Genomic DNA, 15,888 nt, shown 5'->3' on the forward strand with positions numbered 1-15,888 from the left:
TTCTGAAGTGATTTCCATATGTATAGAGGGGAAAGGGGAGAGGCGTTTGGTCACATTAACACCTATAATTATTCAGGGATATCCGTTTACAGCAGTTACTGTTCGATTACCAAAAACGACTTTATTGACGGTTTCCAATGAAAAAGGATATATTATGTGCGGTGCTTTGGATGTCGGGCTGTTGAATAATGTATTGTCTGATCGAAAAATAGTGGCTGGTAGGGCAGTTGGTGTGAAAACAATTGAGCAATTGCTGAAATCACCGTTAGAATCCGTTACGATGGAAGCGGAGGCGTTAGGCATTCGCGTTGGAATGAGTGGGGAAGATGCACTCTTGAAAATGCTGTAACATGCCACTATAAAAACACTATTAAAATGTTTTGAGTAACTTGCTCTTTGTACACTGAATAAATGGACCCGCATCGCACACAGTAAGCGATACGGGTCCATTTTTTTTGTTATTACCGGTTGTTTCGATTATTGCGGTTGTTGTTATTGTTGTTGTTATTGTTGTTTCTGTTGTTATTGTTGTTATTGTTGTCCTGCCCGAAGAAATCGTCGGCAAACTCCGTGTTGTTGTTCCTGTTATTTTGATTCCTGTCGTTACGATTGTTCGGGTTATTGTTATTGTTATTATCCCGATTTTGTCTGTTGTCCCGCATGTGTAGACATCTCCTTTAAATTTTTTTGTTAAGTGAAATGAATCCACCTACATGATGTATGATGTCCCTTGACCAGAAATTTATCCGGTTTTCTTGAATTCTAAAAGAAAAACCATCACCCAAATTGGATGATGGTAAATCGTAACTGAATTAATTGTAGTAAATATGTGCGGTTATCTTGTTGGATTTTGCTAGTACTTCGTTTTACACTTATTTCTTTTTACGTATCATATCATACGGTTTTACAGGACTTGACACTTTCATTTTAACAATCATCATCGCATTTGCGGCTCGTTCAATTTCATTTCCTTTTTCATCCCATAGTTCTGTAATCGTTTCATATGAATGAGTGAATCCGGGACCATAAAACTCAACTTCATCTCCAATACCGAAGTTGTTTCGTTGTTGGATTGTTGCGATTTGTGTCTCTTCATCATAGTCAAGCACTTGTCCAATAAAGGCAAATGCCGGAATTTTTCTTGGCTTTCCAAAAAGCTGCTCATCCTCACTTGGCACACCATAGTAGAAGCCACTAGCTAGTTCACGTTGAGCAACTTTCCACAATTCGTCTTCCCACTCTTGTTTAAATTCATAGTTATCCGGGTCATTGCAATAAGCGTCTATAGCTTGACGGTAGACATTAGAAACTGTAGAAACGTAGTGAATGGATTTCATACGTCCTTCGATTTTTAAACTATCGACTCCATTTTCCACTAAATCTGGGATGTGGCGTATCATCGCCATGTCGACAGAGCTCATGGAAAACGCTTCAAGTTCTTCGTCACCACCAAGTCGTGATTCGCGTTCAGCATGTTCGTCGACTTCAAATAATCCGTACTTCCATCTGCAAGATTGTGTACAACCTCCACGGTTTGCATCTCGGTCTGCCATGTGGTTTGAAAGCGTACATCTACCTGAATAAGAAATACACATCGCTCCGTGAATGAATGCTTCAATTTCTACGTCTGTTTTTTGACGAATTTCTTTAATTTCGTCCATACTTACTTCACGAGCGAGTACGACGCGTTCTAATCCTTCTGATTTCCAAAAGTTTAACGTTTCGTAGTTTGTTGCGGAAGCTTGAGTAGATAAGTGAATTGGGAGTCCTTCTGCTTCTGTTGCGCAAATGTGAATGAGTGCAGGATCGGAAACGATCACAGCATCAATGCCAATATCACGAAGAGTACGGAAAAATTCATCCGCACCTTCTACATCACCTTCATGTGCTACCATATTTGCTGCTACATAAACTTTCGCATTGTATTTTTTAGCAAATGCTACGCCTTCACGCATTTCATCGTACGTAAAGTTTCCAGCACGACTACGAAGTCCGTAAGCATTCCCGCCAATAAACACCGCATCTGCACCATATCGTATTGCTGTTTTTAGTTTTTCAAGTGTACCGGCTGGTGCTAAAACTTCAGGTTTTTTTGTAATAACTCGTTTTGTATGTGATTCCATTATACGTCTCCTTTTATTGTACATCCTCTGGTTTTTTCAAGAAAAAGCCTTCATTCAATGTGCGTCCTACGGGATGAAGCTCGAGTAATTGGTCATGTAAACGCTGCATAATTGCATCTGTCCAATTCCCGTTTGTAAGGGCTGTTCTTGCTTCGTCGAAAACACGAGCGATCTGTACAAAACGATCTCCTTTTGCAAAAATACCGTCTAGTTTCCACTTGTGTATACCAATCGCATCTAATTTACTTAGCTGTGTGAGTAAGCTGACATCGTCTGATGCAAATATATGTGTACCGTTACGATCTTCGTAAATGGAATAATGTGTATGTTCTTTCTTAGGTTCGGAGAGAAATAGCTGTCGTTCATTAACTACCTCTTTGTCATCTCCAACATAATTAAAATAGTTTTGTACAAGAGGGCGCATTGATTGGTGAATGCAAGTTGCTCCGTAGACAAGTACTTCTACAGGGACCATCGTTTGTCGTTGAATTTCATTTAGTTCCTTGTATGGAATCTCTCTCGCTAATACAGCACCAATCGCACCGCGTTTTGCCCAAAAGTTTACTTGGTTTGCACTAGTAACCATTGTTTGTGCATCATAAATATATGGAATCGTTAATCCGTTTTGTTTCATAAGATGGATGGCGCCAGGGTCTCCAACGGTAACGGAATCTACATGAATGGATTGTAAGTATTGTAAATATGGAATAACTTTTTCTATCCGGTCATTATGAAGTAGCGCATTGACTGCCACGCATACTTTTTTTCCTTCTGCGTGTGCGATATCAACAATTTCTTTTATTTCCTCTTTTGAAAAAGATGTTGGTAAACGTAATCCGAATTCATCTTCTCCTACGTACAATACGTCAACGCCGGCGTGTAACAGTTCTTTAGCTTGTTCTACCGATTCGGCTGTTGCAATCAGTTCGATCATCGGTACACTTCCTTTCTAGCTGTTCATTTTTTGTATAGTGTTTAATTATAAAAAGAGATTACACTTTACACAATTACCTTTGACATGTATTTGGTGAACATTGTGTAACAATATGTACCTGATTGAGGTGAAATGTAGTGAAGACTTTGGAGTATGTGTACTAATCGAAAAATACCGGAAACTCGAAGTGAGAATCCGGCATTTTTCATTTACAATTATTTATGTGTAATCGGTCCGTTATTAAGACGTGATAGAGACTCATTCACGTTGAAAATCTTCGCTTGTATGTCTGTTATTCCAAAACCATTTAACCTTTTTGTATGCATGGCCAAGTAATTTTCAGCGTGCTGCTCAGTTTCAAACAAATAGACGCCTCCAGCTTCTTTTGTTTCTTCATATTCTGTCCAAATCTTCCAGATGACACCTTCTTCATTGTTAATGCTTTTTGCTGTATCCGTAAATGCTTTAGTCATTTCTTCACCGAAAGGACCTTCAAATGGGAAATCGACTTGTAATAGATAGGGCATAATAAACCTCCTGTATTGTTCAGTATCGTTACTAGTATAAACCGAAACGGGTTCGCTATGAATACATTTTTTCTCAATAGATGTGACAAAAAAAGTTGATTTCCGCCTGGAGCGCAAATTAACACATTATTCATAGCTAAACCTGAAGGGTGACGTGCAGATTACATCATCCAACATATGATATAGAACCAGAAATTTTAACCCCAACGATAAATCTGCAATAAAAAAGCATCACTCAGATTGAGTGATGCCCGCTTATAAATGTTAATATAATAAGCTTTTGGAAAGCCGCCTTTGCCGTATCGTTAATCATGAAAGTTTTAAACCACCACTCCTCAAAGTGGGTGTCCGCAGAGACAATCCTGTCCGTCCCGATTAATAATGAATCAGGCATACCATTCAAGCCCCGATATAAAACTCCCTTTTACAGCTTAAAGGTTAAAACTTATGTGTATACGAACAATGCAGCTTATGTATATATACTACACGTTAAACCTAAAAGTATCAATGAAAATATATTCCAACGTCGAAAGTAACTGTAATTGACTTCCTTCTATAATATAGTGCAGCTATTTCTAATCGAGTAATATCGCCATTGTCAGGATGAATAGATGAATAAAGCGCCGAGCATTACCAAAATAATAGGGATTCCCGATTGGAAAAAGAACGTAGCTTTCATTGAGACAACTTCTGAAGGGGGGCGCATTGTTGTTAATTCATTTCGCTCATGCTTTCGGGATAACACCTTTTTCATGCTTGAAGTAAAAAAGTCGAAAAACCCTGACTGTAAAATGAGAACGAGGATTCCGATGAAGAGGTAGGATGCTCCTATATAGAAAGAAACATTTATATACTCTAATATTGTTAATTTCCCGAAAATAACTAAAATAAGGATCATAATTAATAATTGATTTACAATAACGTTAACCGCAATTTTCTTCATATTCCGACCTCTTCTTTTATTATTTATATTATTGATTATTAATGTATATTATATCATTTGATTGAAGAATGCAATTTGACACAAAGTCAATAGATACAAGGCTATTCGGGTGTTTTTGTAGAATAATCTAAGTTTTGTTTCTTTTATAATTATGTTGTTTCAGAAAAAAAAATTAAAAAACACTTTGACTTACGAAGTTTTAATTGTATAATAAAAAGTGATAATTCTTCAGACAATTTCAAAAGGAGGTTAATGCAATGAAAGCAAACAAATGGCTACTGCTTGTTGCTCTTTCATTGGTGCTAAGTGTCGTACTTGCTGCTTGCGGAAGCAAGGACAAGGACGATAACAAAACTGCTGCGCCTAAAGAAGACGACAAAGCAACAGAACAACAATCAGAAGAAACCGGCGAGCCGGATGCAGAACAAGTTTTGAACTTGATCGAATCTGCAGCAATCCCATCTGTTGACTCTGCAATTGTAGAAGACGCAGTTGGATTCAATGTATTGAACAACGTAAATGAAGGGTTGTACCGCTTAAACCTTGAAAACATTGCTGAACCAGCAATGGCAGCAGAGGAAGCGGAAGTGAGTGAGGATGGTCTTACATACACGTTCAAACTTCGTGATGCGAACTGGTCAGATGGAACACCTGTTACAGCGCATGATTTCGTATTTGCATGGCAACGTGCAATTGATCCTGCAACTGGATCACCTTATGGTCCGTTCATGATGTCTGGAGTTATCAAAAATGCAACAGCAATCAGTGAAGAGAAAATGGAAGTGTCAGAACTTGGTGTAGTTGCCGAAGACGACAAAACATTGGTCGTAACATTGGAACGTCCAGTACCATACTTCCTATCTCTAATGTCGTTCGGAACATTCTATCCACAAAAAGAAGAGTTTGTTACATCTAAAGGCGATGCATATGCAACGAATTCAGATAACCTACTCTACAATGGTCCGTTCATCCTTACTAACTGGGATGGAACTGGCGATAGCTGGACATACAAAAAGAACGAACATTATTGGGATGCAGAAAATGTAAAACTTGAAACTATTAACGTAGACGTTGTTAAAGATTCTGCGACAGCAGTTAAACTTTACAACGACGGCAAGAAAGACCGTGCTAACGTATCTGGAGATTTAGCTCTTCAATACGGTACTCATGCGGAAGCACATAACGAATCAACAACTGCACTGTTCTACTTCAAATTTAACCAAGAGCGTGATGGTGAAAAAACACCACTCGCGAACGTAAACATCCGTAAAGCAATTGCGAAATCTTTCCAAAAAGAAGATTTGGCTGACGTAGTTCTTGCGAACGGATCAGTAGCTGCAAACTACTTAGTACCAAGAAACTTCGCATACGATAACAACGGAACAGACTTCCGTGACATTAGCGGGGAGCACCTTGTATACGATGCAGAAGAAGCTAAAGAATACTGGACAAAAGGCTTGGAAGAACTAGGTGTTACTGAATTGGAACTTGAAATCCTAGGCGGAGACACTGAACTTTCCAAGAAAATGAACGAATATTTCAAAGCGCAACTTGAAACAAATCTTGAAGGTTTGACAATCAAGTTGAAAGAAGTTCCATTCGCAGTACGTTTGGAACTTGATACAAACCAAAACTATGATATTCAAGTTTCAGGATGGGGTCCTGACTTCCAAGACCCGATTTCATTCATGGACTTGTTCGTTACAAATGGTACGAACAACTTGATGTCATTCTCGAACAAAGAATACGATGAATTAATTGCAGCTACTAAAGATGAGCTTGCATTAGATCCTGCAGCACGTTACGAAGCATTCGCGAAAGCAGAAAAAATCCTACTTGAGGATGAAGCTGCAATCGCACCGATCTACCAACGTGGTTTAATTCAACTTCAGAAACCGTACTTCAAAGGACTTGGAGTTCATCCTTTCGGAGCTGACTATAGCTACAAGTGGGCTTATATCTCTGGTAAAGAGTAAGTAAGCATTGGCAATTTAATAGATAAAGAGAGTATATGGCGAATATCCATATACTCTCTTTTTACTAGAAGGTAATATAGTGAAAGTTTGTATGTGTTTTCATTTTGAAAAGAAATTGATTATTCAATTTAACATAAATCAAACTCACGTACTTTGGAGGTGCAACGTGGTTAAGTATATTGGAAAACGGCTCGTTTACATGTTCCTTACGATGTTCCTAATTGCAACTGCAACGTTTTTCTTAATGCAGACGCTACCAGGTTCACCGATTGCTTCTTATAATAAACTGAACGAAACTCAACGGGCAATTGTAGAAAAGAAATATGGCATCGATAAACCGAAGCCAGTGCAATACGCGATCTATATGAAAAACCTTGCAAAAGGGGATTTGGGGACTTCGTTCGTCTTTAAAGGGAAAAGTGTTAATGACCTTTTGGCGTCAAGAGTGAAGCCTTCATTCATATTAGGGGCACAGGCGATGGTATTTGGAACGATAATAGGGATTTTGTTAGGAATGCTCGCCGCCTTAAAGCAGAACACGATATGGGATTATGGAAGTACGTTCTTTGCGATATTAGGCGTGTCGATACCTTCATTCGTATTTGCTTCTTTGTTGCAATATTGGGTTGCCTCCCAATGGCATTTATTGCCGGTCGGTCTTTGGAATGACGGATGGAAATCAAGTATATTACCTTCCATCGCATTAGCAATGGGTCCGCTAGCTCTGTCGGCACGTTTCATCCGTACCGAAATGATTGAGGTATTGAGCTCCGATTATATAACATTAGCAAAAGCGAAAGGTGCAAGTGGTTTTGAAATCGCCTTTAAACATGCTTTTCGAAATGCGCTAATTCCTCTCGTTACAGTGTTAGGCCCGGTAGCAGCGGGGATAGTTACTGGCTCCCTTGTTGTAGAACAAATTTTTGCGATTCCGGGAATCGGGGAGCAGTTCGTATCTTCCATCATGACAAATGACTTTGCGACGATTATGGGTACGACACTATTCTTCTCTGCAGTGTTAATTTTTATTATTTTCATTGTAGACCTTCTATACGGAATTATTGATCCGCGAATCCGTTTGTCTGGAGGTAAAAGTTAATGCGAAAAGATGAACTTCAACAATTACCGCCGGAGAAATTCGAGCGTATTACAATTGATAGTAGCAGTTCGGAACAAATTTCCAAACCGAGTTTAAGTTTTTGGCAAGATGCATGGCTAAGGCTGCGTAAAAACAAAGCGGCAATTGTCAGCATGGTCGTCCTTGTATTGTTTATAATTATGGCTTTGATTGGACCACATGTAAATGGCCGTGACGGTGAAGTACAAAATTTACGCCACGCTAACTTGCCACCAAAAATTCCTGGTATTGAGAAACTAGGGATATTTGATGGTGAAGGTCAATTGGGTGGCGAGAAAGTAAATCTGTATGAAATTAAAAAAGTGGACGAGTATTACTGGTTTGGAACCGATGGACTTGGCCGAGACTTGTTCACCCGCCTATGGGAAGGAACACAAGTTTCCTTATTAATCGCATTCGTTGCTGCGGCAATTGATGTGGTCATCGGTGTTCTTTATGGAGGTATATCGGGGTACTTCGGCGGCCGAGTTGATGATATTATGCAACGGATTGTCGAAATCCTTATCGGTATCCCTACACTTATTATCGTTATCTTGATGCTCTTGATAATGGAGCCGGGTTTAACTGCCATTATCATTGCAATTTCCCTCACAGGATGGATTGGCATGTCTCGTATCGTCCGTGCTCAAATATTAAAATATAGAGGACAAGAATTTGTACTAGCTTCGCGTACGTTAGGGGCGAGTGACACGCGAATAATTGGCAAACATTTATTGCCGAATATTATGGGCATCATCATCATTAATACGATGTTTACGATTCCGACTGCTATTTTCTTTGAGGCGTTCTTAAGTTTTATCGGGCTTGGGTTGCAAGCGCCCGCTGCATCATTAGGAACGTTGATAAATGATGGCTACAAAGTGATGGAGCACCAAGCTTATTTCCTATTGTTCCCAGCTGTGGTTATCAGTGTCTTGATGATTGCATTTAACTTGATCGGTGACGGATTGCGTGACGCGCTTGATCCGAAAATGAAAGATTGATTGGAGGAAAGCCAAGATGGATAAAATATTGCAAGTAAAAGACTTGGAGCTTTCCTTCCACACGTTTGCCGGTGAAGTGAAAGCAATTCGCGGAGTCAGCTTTGATTTGAACAAAGGGGAAACATTGGCAATTGTCGGTGAGTCGGGTTCCGGGAAATCGGTGACGACAAAATCGATTATGCGTTTATTGCCAGAATCCAGCTCGGAATTTAAAAATGGTGAAATTCTTTTTAATGGAAAAGACTTAACGAAGCTTTCCGATAAAGAAATGCAAAAAATTAGAGGAAAAGACATTTCAATGATTTTCCAGGATCCAATGACTTCATTGAATCCGACAATGACAATTGGTAAGCAAATTATCGAGCCAATAGTGAAGCATCAAAAAGTAAGCAAAGTGAAAGCGAAGGAAGCTGCAATTGAACTGTTACGTCTAGTAGGGATACCGAATCCCGAAGGTCGTTATAAAATGTATCCTCACCAATTTTCTGGTGGACAAAGACAGCGTATTGTCATTGCAATTGCACTTGCATGTAACCCGCAAATATTAATCGCTGACGAACCTACTACCGCTCTTGACGTTACTATTCAAGCCCAAATTCTTGAATTGATGAAAGATATTCAGAAGAAAGTAGATACGTCAATCATTTTCATTACTCACGATCTTGGTGTTGTAGCTAACGTTGCCGACAGAGTTGCTGTTATGTATGGTGGACGGATCGTAGAAGTTGGTACGGTCGATGAAATCTTCTACAACCCACAGCATCCTTATACGTGGGGCCTTCTCAGCTCCATGCCTTCAATGGATTTGAACGAAGAGAAACTATATGCGATTCCTGGTACTCCACCAGACTTGTTGAATCCTCCTGTTGGAGACGCATTTGCACCAAGAAGTGAATATGCATTGCAAATTGATTTAGAACAAGCACCACCATTCTTCAAAGTGAGCGAAACGCATTATGCTGCTACTTGGCTACTGCACCCAAATGCACCTGAAGTCGATCCGCCAAAGACAATTATCGAGCGGATGAAGACGTTCCGGGGGAGCAAATATTATGAAGAAGCCACTGGAGGTGATTCGTGATGGCAGAGAAATTGCTTGAAGTGAAAAACTTGAAACAATACTTCAATGAGGGGAAGGCGTCTGAAGTTCGTGCGATAGACGGCATCAGCTTTGATATTTATCGTGGTGAGACATTCGGTTTAGTAGGTGAATCGGGCTGTGGGAAATCTACTACCGGCAGGACAATTATTCGACTGTACGACGCTACAGACGGAGAAGTACTCTATGACGGGGTAAGTGTCCATGCGAACAAATCCAAAGCTGAAGTGAAGGCACTAAATCAGAAGATGCAAATGATTTTCCAAGACCCTTATGCATCATTGAATCCTCGGATGAAAGTACTTGATATTATCGCTGAAGGCTTGGATGTTCATGGGCTTGCTAAAAACGCAAAAGAGCGGAAACAGAGAGTCGTTGAATTGCTTGAAACAGTCGGTTTAAACAAGGAACATGCTGATCGTTATCCTCATGAGTTTTCAGGTGGACAGCGGCAACGGATTGGGATTGCGAGAGCACTAGCAGTAAATCCTGAATTCATTATTGCTGATGAACCTATTTCCGCACTTGACGTATCCATTCAAGCACAAGTCGTCAACTTGCTTAAAGACTTGCAAAAGGAGAAAGGGTTAACGTATTTATTCATCGCGCATGATCTTTCAATGGTAAAATACATTTCGGACCGGATTGGCGTTATGTATTTTGGGAAACTTGTCGAAATGGCTCCTGCCGATGAACTATATAAAAATCCGTTACACCCGTATACAAAATCATTGCTATCCGCAATTCCACTTCCAGATCCAATTTATGAACGTTCACGGGTTAGACAAACGTATGATCCGAAGAAACATAATTATGGGGCGGATGAAAAAGTGGAGTTCCGTGAAGTGACGCCTGGTCATTTTGTACTCTGTTCCGAAAAAGAGTTCAAAGAAATGAAGGCGCAAATAAAATAATGAAGATGAACCGTCATTGACATAGAAGGTATATAAATGTTAATGGCGGTTTTCGCATCTTCTAACAAATTTGTTGGAAGAATGGTTACAATAGATTTACATATTTTTTTGGCTGATTTTCATTCGAAGGGGGATACAATGGATTCAGTAGTAGAAGTTCTAAAGAATACGATGTTTTTCAATGGTTTATCCGATAGGGAGTTAAAGCCTTTCATAAAGATTATGAAACGTCGAAAACTCACCGACAGAACGATTTTATTTATGCAAGGCGAGCCAATTACGGAAGTGTTTATTGTGACGGCAGGTAAAATAAAAATCTTCGCAAATGATCAAACAGGTAAGGAGCAAGTACTTCATTTTAAACAGATTGGCGATTTGTTTCCCCATGTAGGCTTCTTCCGACATGAGCATTATCCGGCACATGCACAAGCGATAGAGGATAGTGAAGTGTACTCGATAGCACTAAAAGACTTCGAACAGGTCCTAATGGACAATCCATCTTTATCGATAAAATTATTTAGGATTTTAGGCGATCAAATTTCCAAATTGCGACAACGATTAGAGGAGATGGCATTAAATAGTGCAAATGAGCGGATCTTGCTGCTATTGTTGCGGTTATGTGAAACGCATGGTACTACTATGGGGGATGAAGGATGGGTAAAGTTAAATACCCGCTTCAAAAATGCCGATCTTGCCAATATGATCGGGACTTCAAGGGAATCAGTGAATCGAATGATTTCCCAACTCCGCAAAGATCATGCTGTCCGAATAGTAGACGGTGAATATGTGATTCATCCAGAAAAACTGAAAGATGAACTACTTAACTTTTAATGATGAATGAGAACAACGATAAACCCCAAACCTGAAAACAGGCTAGGGGTTTTATTTTACCGAAATAAAATCACGACTTTATTCTTTCGGGATGTGTATACACATTGAATGATTGACCTCTGATGAATCCAACAGCTGTAATTCCCAACTCATTGGCTAAATTTAATGCAAGATGTGTTGGTGCTGATTTTGACAGGACAACTTCACAGCCAATTTTCGCTACCTTTAATAAAATTTCAGAAGATATTCTACCGCTAAAGACAATTACCTTATCTTTTACTGGTATATCGTTTTTTAAACAATGCCCATAAATTTTATCAAGTGCATTATGTCGTCCGATATCCATTCTGGTCACAATTAGATTTTGTGGGTTACCAAGTGCAGCAATATGGACACCACCCGTTAGTTGAAACAAGTCTGCACTCTGATTCATTTTCTCCATTAATGAAAAACAATCTTCAGGAGATAAAAGGACATTTCTTTCCGACATCTGCTTTGCAGTTAGTGCATCATTGGCGAATACAAATCCTTGTCGGCTCATTCCGCAACATGATGTAATATACCTTTTGTTTTGGAGCTGTTCGAAGAAGGGGAAGGTCCTTTTTGTTTCTATATGGACAAAGCCCAGTTCTTCATCCAATCGTATTTCCTCGATATCTTGATAATTTACTATAATCCGTTCGGATGCAAGAAATCCGACAACCATATCCTCGATATACTCTGGCGTGCATACGATCGTCAATAGTTCTTTGCCGTTCAAATGAACTGTTACCGGGTATTCGGTCGCGACTTCATCCTGCTTTTGTTCAAATCCACCACCGTTATATCGCAAAATGGATTGTTTTTGAATCCGTTTCATCATTCTTCTCCTTTCATTTATCGATGTTTCTATCAAACAAGAATACAGAAACCGCTATATCATCTTCCAATTTGATATCTGAAAATAGATGGATAAATTTCGCGTCGACCACTTCTTCTAGGCCATCTGGAGGTGACTGATCATACACTTCTTGAATCATTCTTGTTCTAGCCATATGAACCATTTCTTTGCCTTCGGGTGTACCTGCGATAAATTTTTCTGTTGGTGTCAAATTCCCATAAAGAGTCGAGATGGCCATATTGTCTACAAATATTGTTGATATTCTCTCTGGTCCTTTTCCAAATAAATCTTTCCTTAACTTACGGATAATAGAATTGAAGTCATGTACTCTTTTCGACATTAGAACATACTCCTTTGTAAATAATATGAATTATCTATTAGTTATTCGTAAAACCTATTGAATAGTTAATCTTTCTATTCTATAATACAAGTAAAGTTGATATCGGAGTACGAAACTGCTCCGGTATTATCAATCAAAACATTACAATTGGATTGGTTATTTAGCAAGCTCTGCTACTGGACTATTCCACCATAGACAAGGACACCTACTGGCAGGTGTATTTGTCTATGGTGGTTTTTTCATTTCAAAGGAGGCATATTCACATGTCAATCAAGATTAATGGAAAAGCATATCCATTCGCTGAAGGTGCGACGATATTACAAGTCGTCAATGAACTACAGATTGAACATCCGCAAATTTGCTATTTGCCTGAAGTGGATCCGATAGAAACTTGTGATACATGCATTGTCGAAGTAAATGGACGTCTTGTTCGCGCCTGTTCAACAAAAGCTGAACAAGGTATGGATGTTCAATTATCATCTCACCGTGCTAAAGAAGCCCAAACGGAGGCGATGGATCGCATACTTGAGAACCATTTGCTCTACTGTACAGTTTGCGATAACAACAACGGCAACTGCAAAATTCATAATACTGTCGACATGATGGGGATTGAAGAACAGAAGTATCCATATGAACCAAAATGTACGCAAGATAGCGTCGATTTCACACATCCGTTTTATCGATATGATCCGAACCAATGCATTGCTTGCGGTCAGTGTGTGGAAGTGTGTCAAAATCTGCAAGTGAATGAAACACTTAGTATTGACTGGGAAAGGGATCGTCCGATTGTCCTTTGGGACGGCGGTGCCAAAATTAATGATTCTTCTTGTGTCGGCTGCGGCCATTGCATCACCGTCTGTCCATGTAATGCGTTAATGGAGAAGTCAATGCTTGGAGAAGCAGGATTCATGACAGGCATGACGGAAGAAGTTTTGACGCCTATGATAGATTTAGTTAAAAATATTGAACCTGGATATAGTAGCATTATGGCAATATCAGAAGCAGAAGCTGCTATGCGTGAAACGAGAACAAAGAAGACAAAAACTGTCTGTACATTTTGTGGAGTCGGATGTTCATTTGAAGTGTGGACGAAAGACCGTAAAATACTTAAAATACAACCAGTTTCAGAGGCACCGGTCAATGCTATATCGACATGCGTGAAAGGAAAATTCGGTTGGGATTTCGTTAATAGTGAAGAAAGGCTGACAACACCTCTTATTCGAAAAGGTGAATCTTTCGTGGAAGCCACTTGGAAGGAAGCGTTGGATTTAGTGGCGGAACGGTTAAACGCAATTCATCGACAGCACGGAGAAGATGGTGTCGGGTTCATTTCTTCATCTAAAATTACAAATGAAGAGAACTATTTAATTCAAAAACTTGCAAGGCAACTATTTAAGACAAATCATGTCGATAACTGCTCTCGCTATTGCCAGTCACCTGCAACGGATGGATTGTTCCGAACGGTCGGTATGGGAGGGGACTCTGGGACGATTAAAGATATCGCTCAGGCAGGGCTTGTCATTATCATTGGCGCAAATCCTGCGGAAGGCCATCCGGTTCTCGCAACTAGAGTTAAGCGTGCTCAAAAACTCTATGGACAAAAACTAATCGTTGCAGACTTGCGTAAAAATGAAATGGCTGAGCGATCGGATATTTTCATCAGTCCGAAACAGGGAACTGACCAAGTTTGGCTAATGGCAGTTACGAAATATATCATTGACCAAGGCTGGCATGATATTTCTTTCATCCAAGATAATGTACATCATTTTGAGGAATTCAAGGATGTATTGAAGAAATACACGCTCGATTTTGCAGAACATGTGACAGGTGTATCGAAAAGCATGCTAATCCGCACGGCTGAAATGATTCGAGACGCGGATGGCACATGTATTTTATGGGGGATGGGTGTAACTCAAAATACTGGCGGATCGGATACTTCAGCTGCGATTTCCAATTTACTTCTTGCAACTGGGAATTATCGTAGACCTGGTGCGGGTGCATATCCACTTCGCGGCCATAACAATGTTCAAGGGGCTTGTGATATGGGTACACTCCCGGGATGGCTGCCTGGTTATCAGCATGTAACGGATAACGCTGCACGAGAAAAATTCGAGCGAGCGTACGGAGTTAAAATTGGCGATAAACCAGGTATGGATAATATACAAATGCTCCATGCAGTTGACGAGGGTATCATGAAAGCGATGTATATCGTTGGGGAAGATATGGCACTTGTCGATTCAAACGCAAATAATGTGCATGACGTGTTATCGAAACTCGATTTTTTAGTCGTTCAAGATATATTTTTCTCAAGGACAGCAAGATATGCAGACGTTATCCTGCCGGCAGTTCCTTCATTAGAGAAGGATGGGACATTTACGAATACGGAAAGAAGAGTACAAAGGTTGTATAAAGCATTGCCGGAACTAGGAGATGCAAAAGCGGATTGGTGGATCGTCCAAGAAATCGCGACAAGACTTGGAGCGGATTGGAACTATTTACATCCAAGCGAAATTTTTGCTGAAATGGCTAGTCTATCCCCGATATTTAGCCAAGCCGATTACAGCAATATGGAAAACTGGGATAGCTTTTTATGGGGGAGCTTAGACGGATCAAGCACTCCAATGCTATATGCAGACGGTTTTAATTTCTCTGATGGAAAAGCGAGGTTCGCTTTATCCGATTGGGTGGAACCAGTTAAATATGATGACGAATTCGATTTGCACATTAACAACGGCAGAATGCTTGAACATTTCCATGAAGGAAACATGACGAACAAATCTGCCGGAATACAATCGAAAGTTCCTGAGATTTTCGTGGAAGTATCTCCGGAACTAGCTAAAGAAAGAGGTGTGCTTAGCGGTTCGTTAGTAAGGCTCGTTTCACCGCACGGAGCCCTCCGTTTACCTGCTCTAGTAACTGACAGGGTGAAAGGCAATGAATTATTCCTTCCGATGAACTCGGTAGAAAAAGAATCGGCCATTAACTTTTTAACAGGCACAGCGGTGGATCAAAGGACGAATACGCCAGCATTCAAACAAGCTAAAGTTCGGATGGAAGTTTTACGGAAAGAAGGCGAGAATCCACTACCGGCAAGCAACCACCGGAATAAAAAACGTCATCCTCAAGACGGGGTGGAAGTCGAGCGGAAGTGGGCGAGACCAGGTTATGAGCATCTGACAGATCAAGTGGAGAAAGGGTGA

At 40.1% G+C, this 15,888-nt stretch carries 15 protein-coding genes; 9 read left to right on the forward strand and 6 right to left on the reverse strand.

Annotation, left to right across the window (positions count from 1 at the left end; translation table 11 throughout):
- Nucleotides 1-46: 46 nt before the first annotated feature.
- Both QM454_RS13175 and QM454_RS13180 read left to right on the forward strand, forming a co-directional pair.
- The gene (locus QM454_RS13175) at nucleotides 47-349 is read left to right on the forward strand and encodes a YunC family protein (protein ID WP_432358747.1); all 303 of its coding nucleotides are present in this window, start codon (nucleotides 47-49) and stop codon (nucleotides 347-349) included.
- Nucleotides 350-455: 106 nt separating this feature from the next.
- Complete coding sequence (locus tag QM454_RS13180) at nucleotides 456-668, forward strand: hypothetical protein (RefSeq protein WP_432358749.1); 213 nt, start codon at nucleotides 456-458, stop codon at nucleotides 666-668.
- A gap of 204 nt (nucleotides 669-872) precedes the next feature.
- Here QM454_RS13180 and QM454_RS13185 read toward each other — a convergent pair whose 3' ends face one another.
- The 4 genes from QM454_RS13185 to QM454_RS13200 form a co-directional block, all read right to left on the reverse strand.
- On the reverse strand, nucleotides 873-2,123 hold the full coding sequence (locus QM454_RS13185) for a peptidase U32 family protein (protein ID WP_432358751.1): 1,251 nt from the start codon (nucleotides 2,121-2,123) through the stop codon (nucleotides 873-875).
- Between the two features lie 13 nt (nucleotides 2,124-2,136).
- On the reverse strand, nucleotides 2,137-3,054 hold the full coding sequence (locus QM454_RS13190) for a peptidase U32 family protein (protein ID WP_432364005.1): 918 nt from the start codon (nucleotides 3,052-3,054) through the stop codon (nucleotides 2,137-2,139).
- A 218-nt stretch (nucleotides 3,055-3,272) separates the two neighbouring features.
- Nucleotides 3,273-3,584 (reverse strand): monooxygenase, encoded by a 312-nt coding sequence (locus QM454_RS13195; protein ID WP_432358753.1) that lies wholly within the window; start codon nucleotides 3,582-3,584, stop codon nucleotides 3,273-3,275.
- 598 nt (nucleotides 3,585-4,182) lie between these two features.
- Nucleotides 4,183-4,527 carry a DUF3899 domain-containing protein gene (locus tag QM454_RS13200; RefSeq protein WP_432358755.1) on the reverse strand — a complete coding sequence of 115 codons (345 nt, stop codon included), beginning with the start codon at nucleotides 4,525-4,527 and terminating at the stop codon, nucleotides 4,183-4,185.
- Nucleotides 4,528-4,784: 257 nt separating this feature from the next.
- Between QM454_RS13200 and QM454_RS13205 the strand changes: the two genes are divergently transcribed.
- The 6 genes from QM454_RS13205 to QM454_RS13230 all read left to right on the forward strand — a co-directional run bounded on the left by QM454_RS13205 (nucleotide 4,785) and on the right by QM454_RS13230 (nucleotide 11,468).
- Nucleotides 4,785-6,503, forward strand: a complete 1,719-nt coding sequence (locus tag QM454_RS13205; RefSeq protein ID WP_432358757.1) for a peptide ABC transporter substrate-binding protein — start codon at nucleotides 4,785-4,787, stop codon at nucleotides 6,501-6,503.
- Between the two features lie 166 nt (nucleotides 6,504-6,669).
- Complete coding sequence (opp3b, locus tag QM454_RS13210; protein ID WP_432358759.1) at nucleotides 6,670-7,602, forward strand: oligopeptide ABC transporter permease; 933 nt, start codon at nucleotides 6,670-6,672, stop codon at nucleotides 7,600-7,602.
- Entirely contained in the window at nucleotides 7,602-8,624 is a 1,023-nt protein-coding gene (opp3C, locus tag QM454_RS13215; RefSeq protein ID WP_432358760.1) for an oligopeptide ABC transporter permease, read from the forward strand. The genes opp3b and opp3C overlap by 1 nt, the downstream gene beginning before the upstream one ends.
- Nucleotides 8,625-8,640: 16 nt before the next feature.
- Nucleotides 8,641-9,705, forward strand: a complete 1,065-nt coding sequence (locus tag QM454_RS13220; protein ID WP_432358762.1) for an ABC transporter ATP-binding protein — start codon at nucleotides 8,641-8,643, stop codon at nucleotides 9,703-9,705.
- Complete coding sequence (locus QM454_RS13225) at nucleotides 9,705-10,637, forward strand: ABC transporter ATP-binding protein (RefSeq protein WP_432358764.1); 933 nt, start codon at nucleotides 9,705-9,707, stop codon at nucleotides 10,635-10,637. Before QM454_RS13220 ends, QM454_RS13225 begins: the two co-directional genes overlap by 1 nt.
- A gap of 138 nt (nucleotides 10,638-10,775) precedes the next feature.
- Nucleotides 10,776-11,468 (forward strand): Crp/Fnr family transcriptional regulator, encoded by a 693-nt coding sequence (locus QM454_RS13230; protein WP_432358766.1) that lies wholly within the window; start codon nucleotides 10,776-10,778, stop codon nucleotides 11,466-11,468.
- 70 nt (nucleotides 11,469-11,538) lie between these two features.
- On the opposite strand, the gene fdhD is transcribed toward QM454_RS13230, so the two are convergent.
- Nucleotides 11,539-12,327 (reverse strand): formate dehydrogenase accessory sulfurtransferase FdhD, encoded by a 789-nt coding sequence (gene fdhD / locus QM454_RS13235; RefSeq protein ID WP_432358768.1) that lies wholly within the window; start codon nucleotides 12,325-12,327, stop codon nucleotides 11,539-11,541.
- 13 nt (nucleotides 12,328-12,340) lie between these two features.
- Nucleotides 12,341-12,688, reverse strand: a complete 348-nt coding sequence (locus QM454_RS13240; protein ID WP_432358769.1) for a DUF2294 domain-containing protein — start codon at nucleotides 12,686-12,688, stop codon at nucleotides 12,341-12,343.
- 263 nt (nucleotides 12,689-12,951) lie between these two features.
- Between QM454_RS13240 and fdhF the strand changes: the two genes are divergently transcribed.
- On the forward strand, nucleotides 12,952-15,888 hold the full coding sequence (gene fdhF / locus QM454_RS13245) for a formate dehydrogenase subunit alpha (RefSeq protein WP_432358770.1): 2,937 nt from the start codon (nucleotides 12,952-12,954) through the stop codon (nucleotides 15,886-15,888).

It is taken from the genome of Sporosarcina sp. UB5, assembly GCF_050859005.1.
Taxonomy (GTDB): domain Bacteria; phylum Bacillota; class Bacilli; order Bacillales_A; family Planococcaceae; genus Sporosarcina.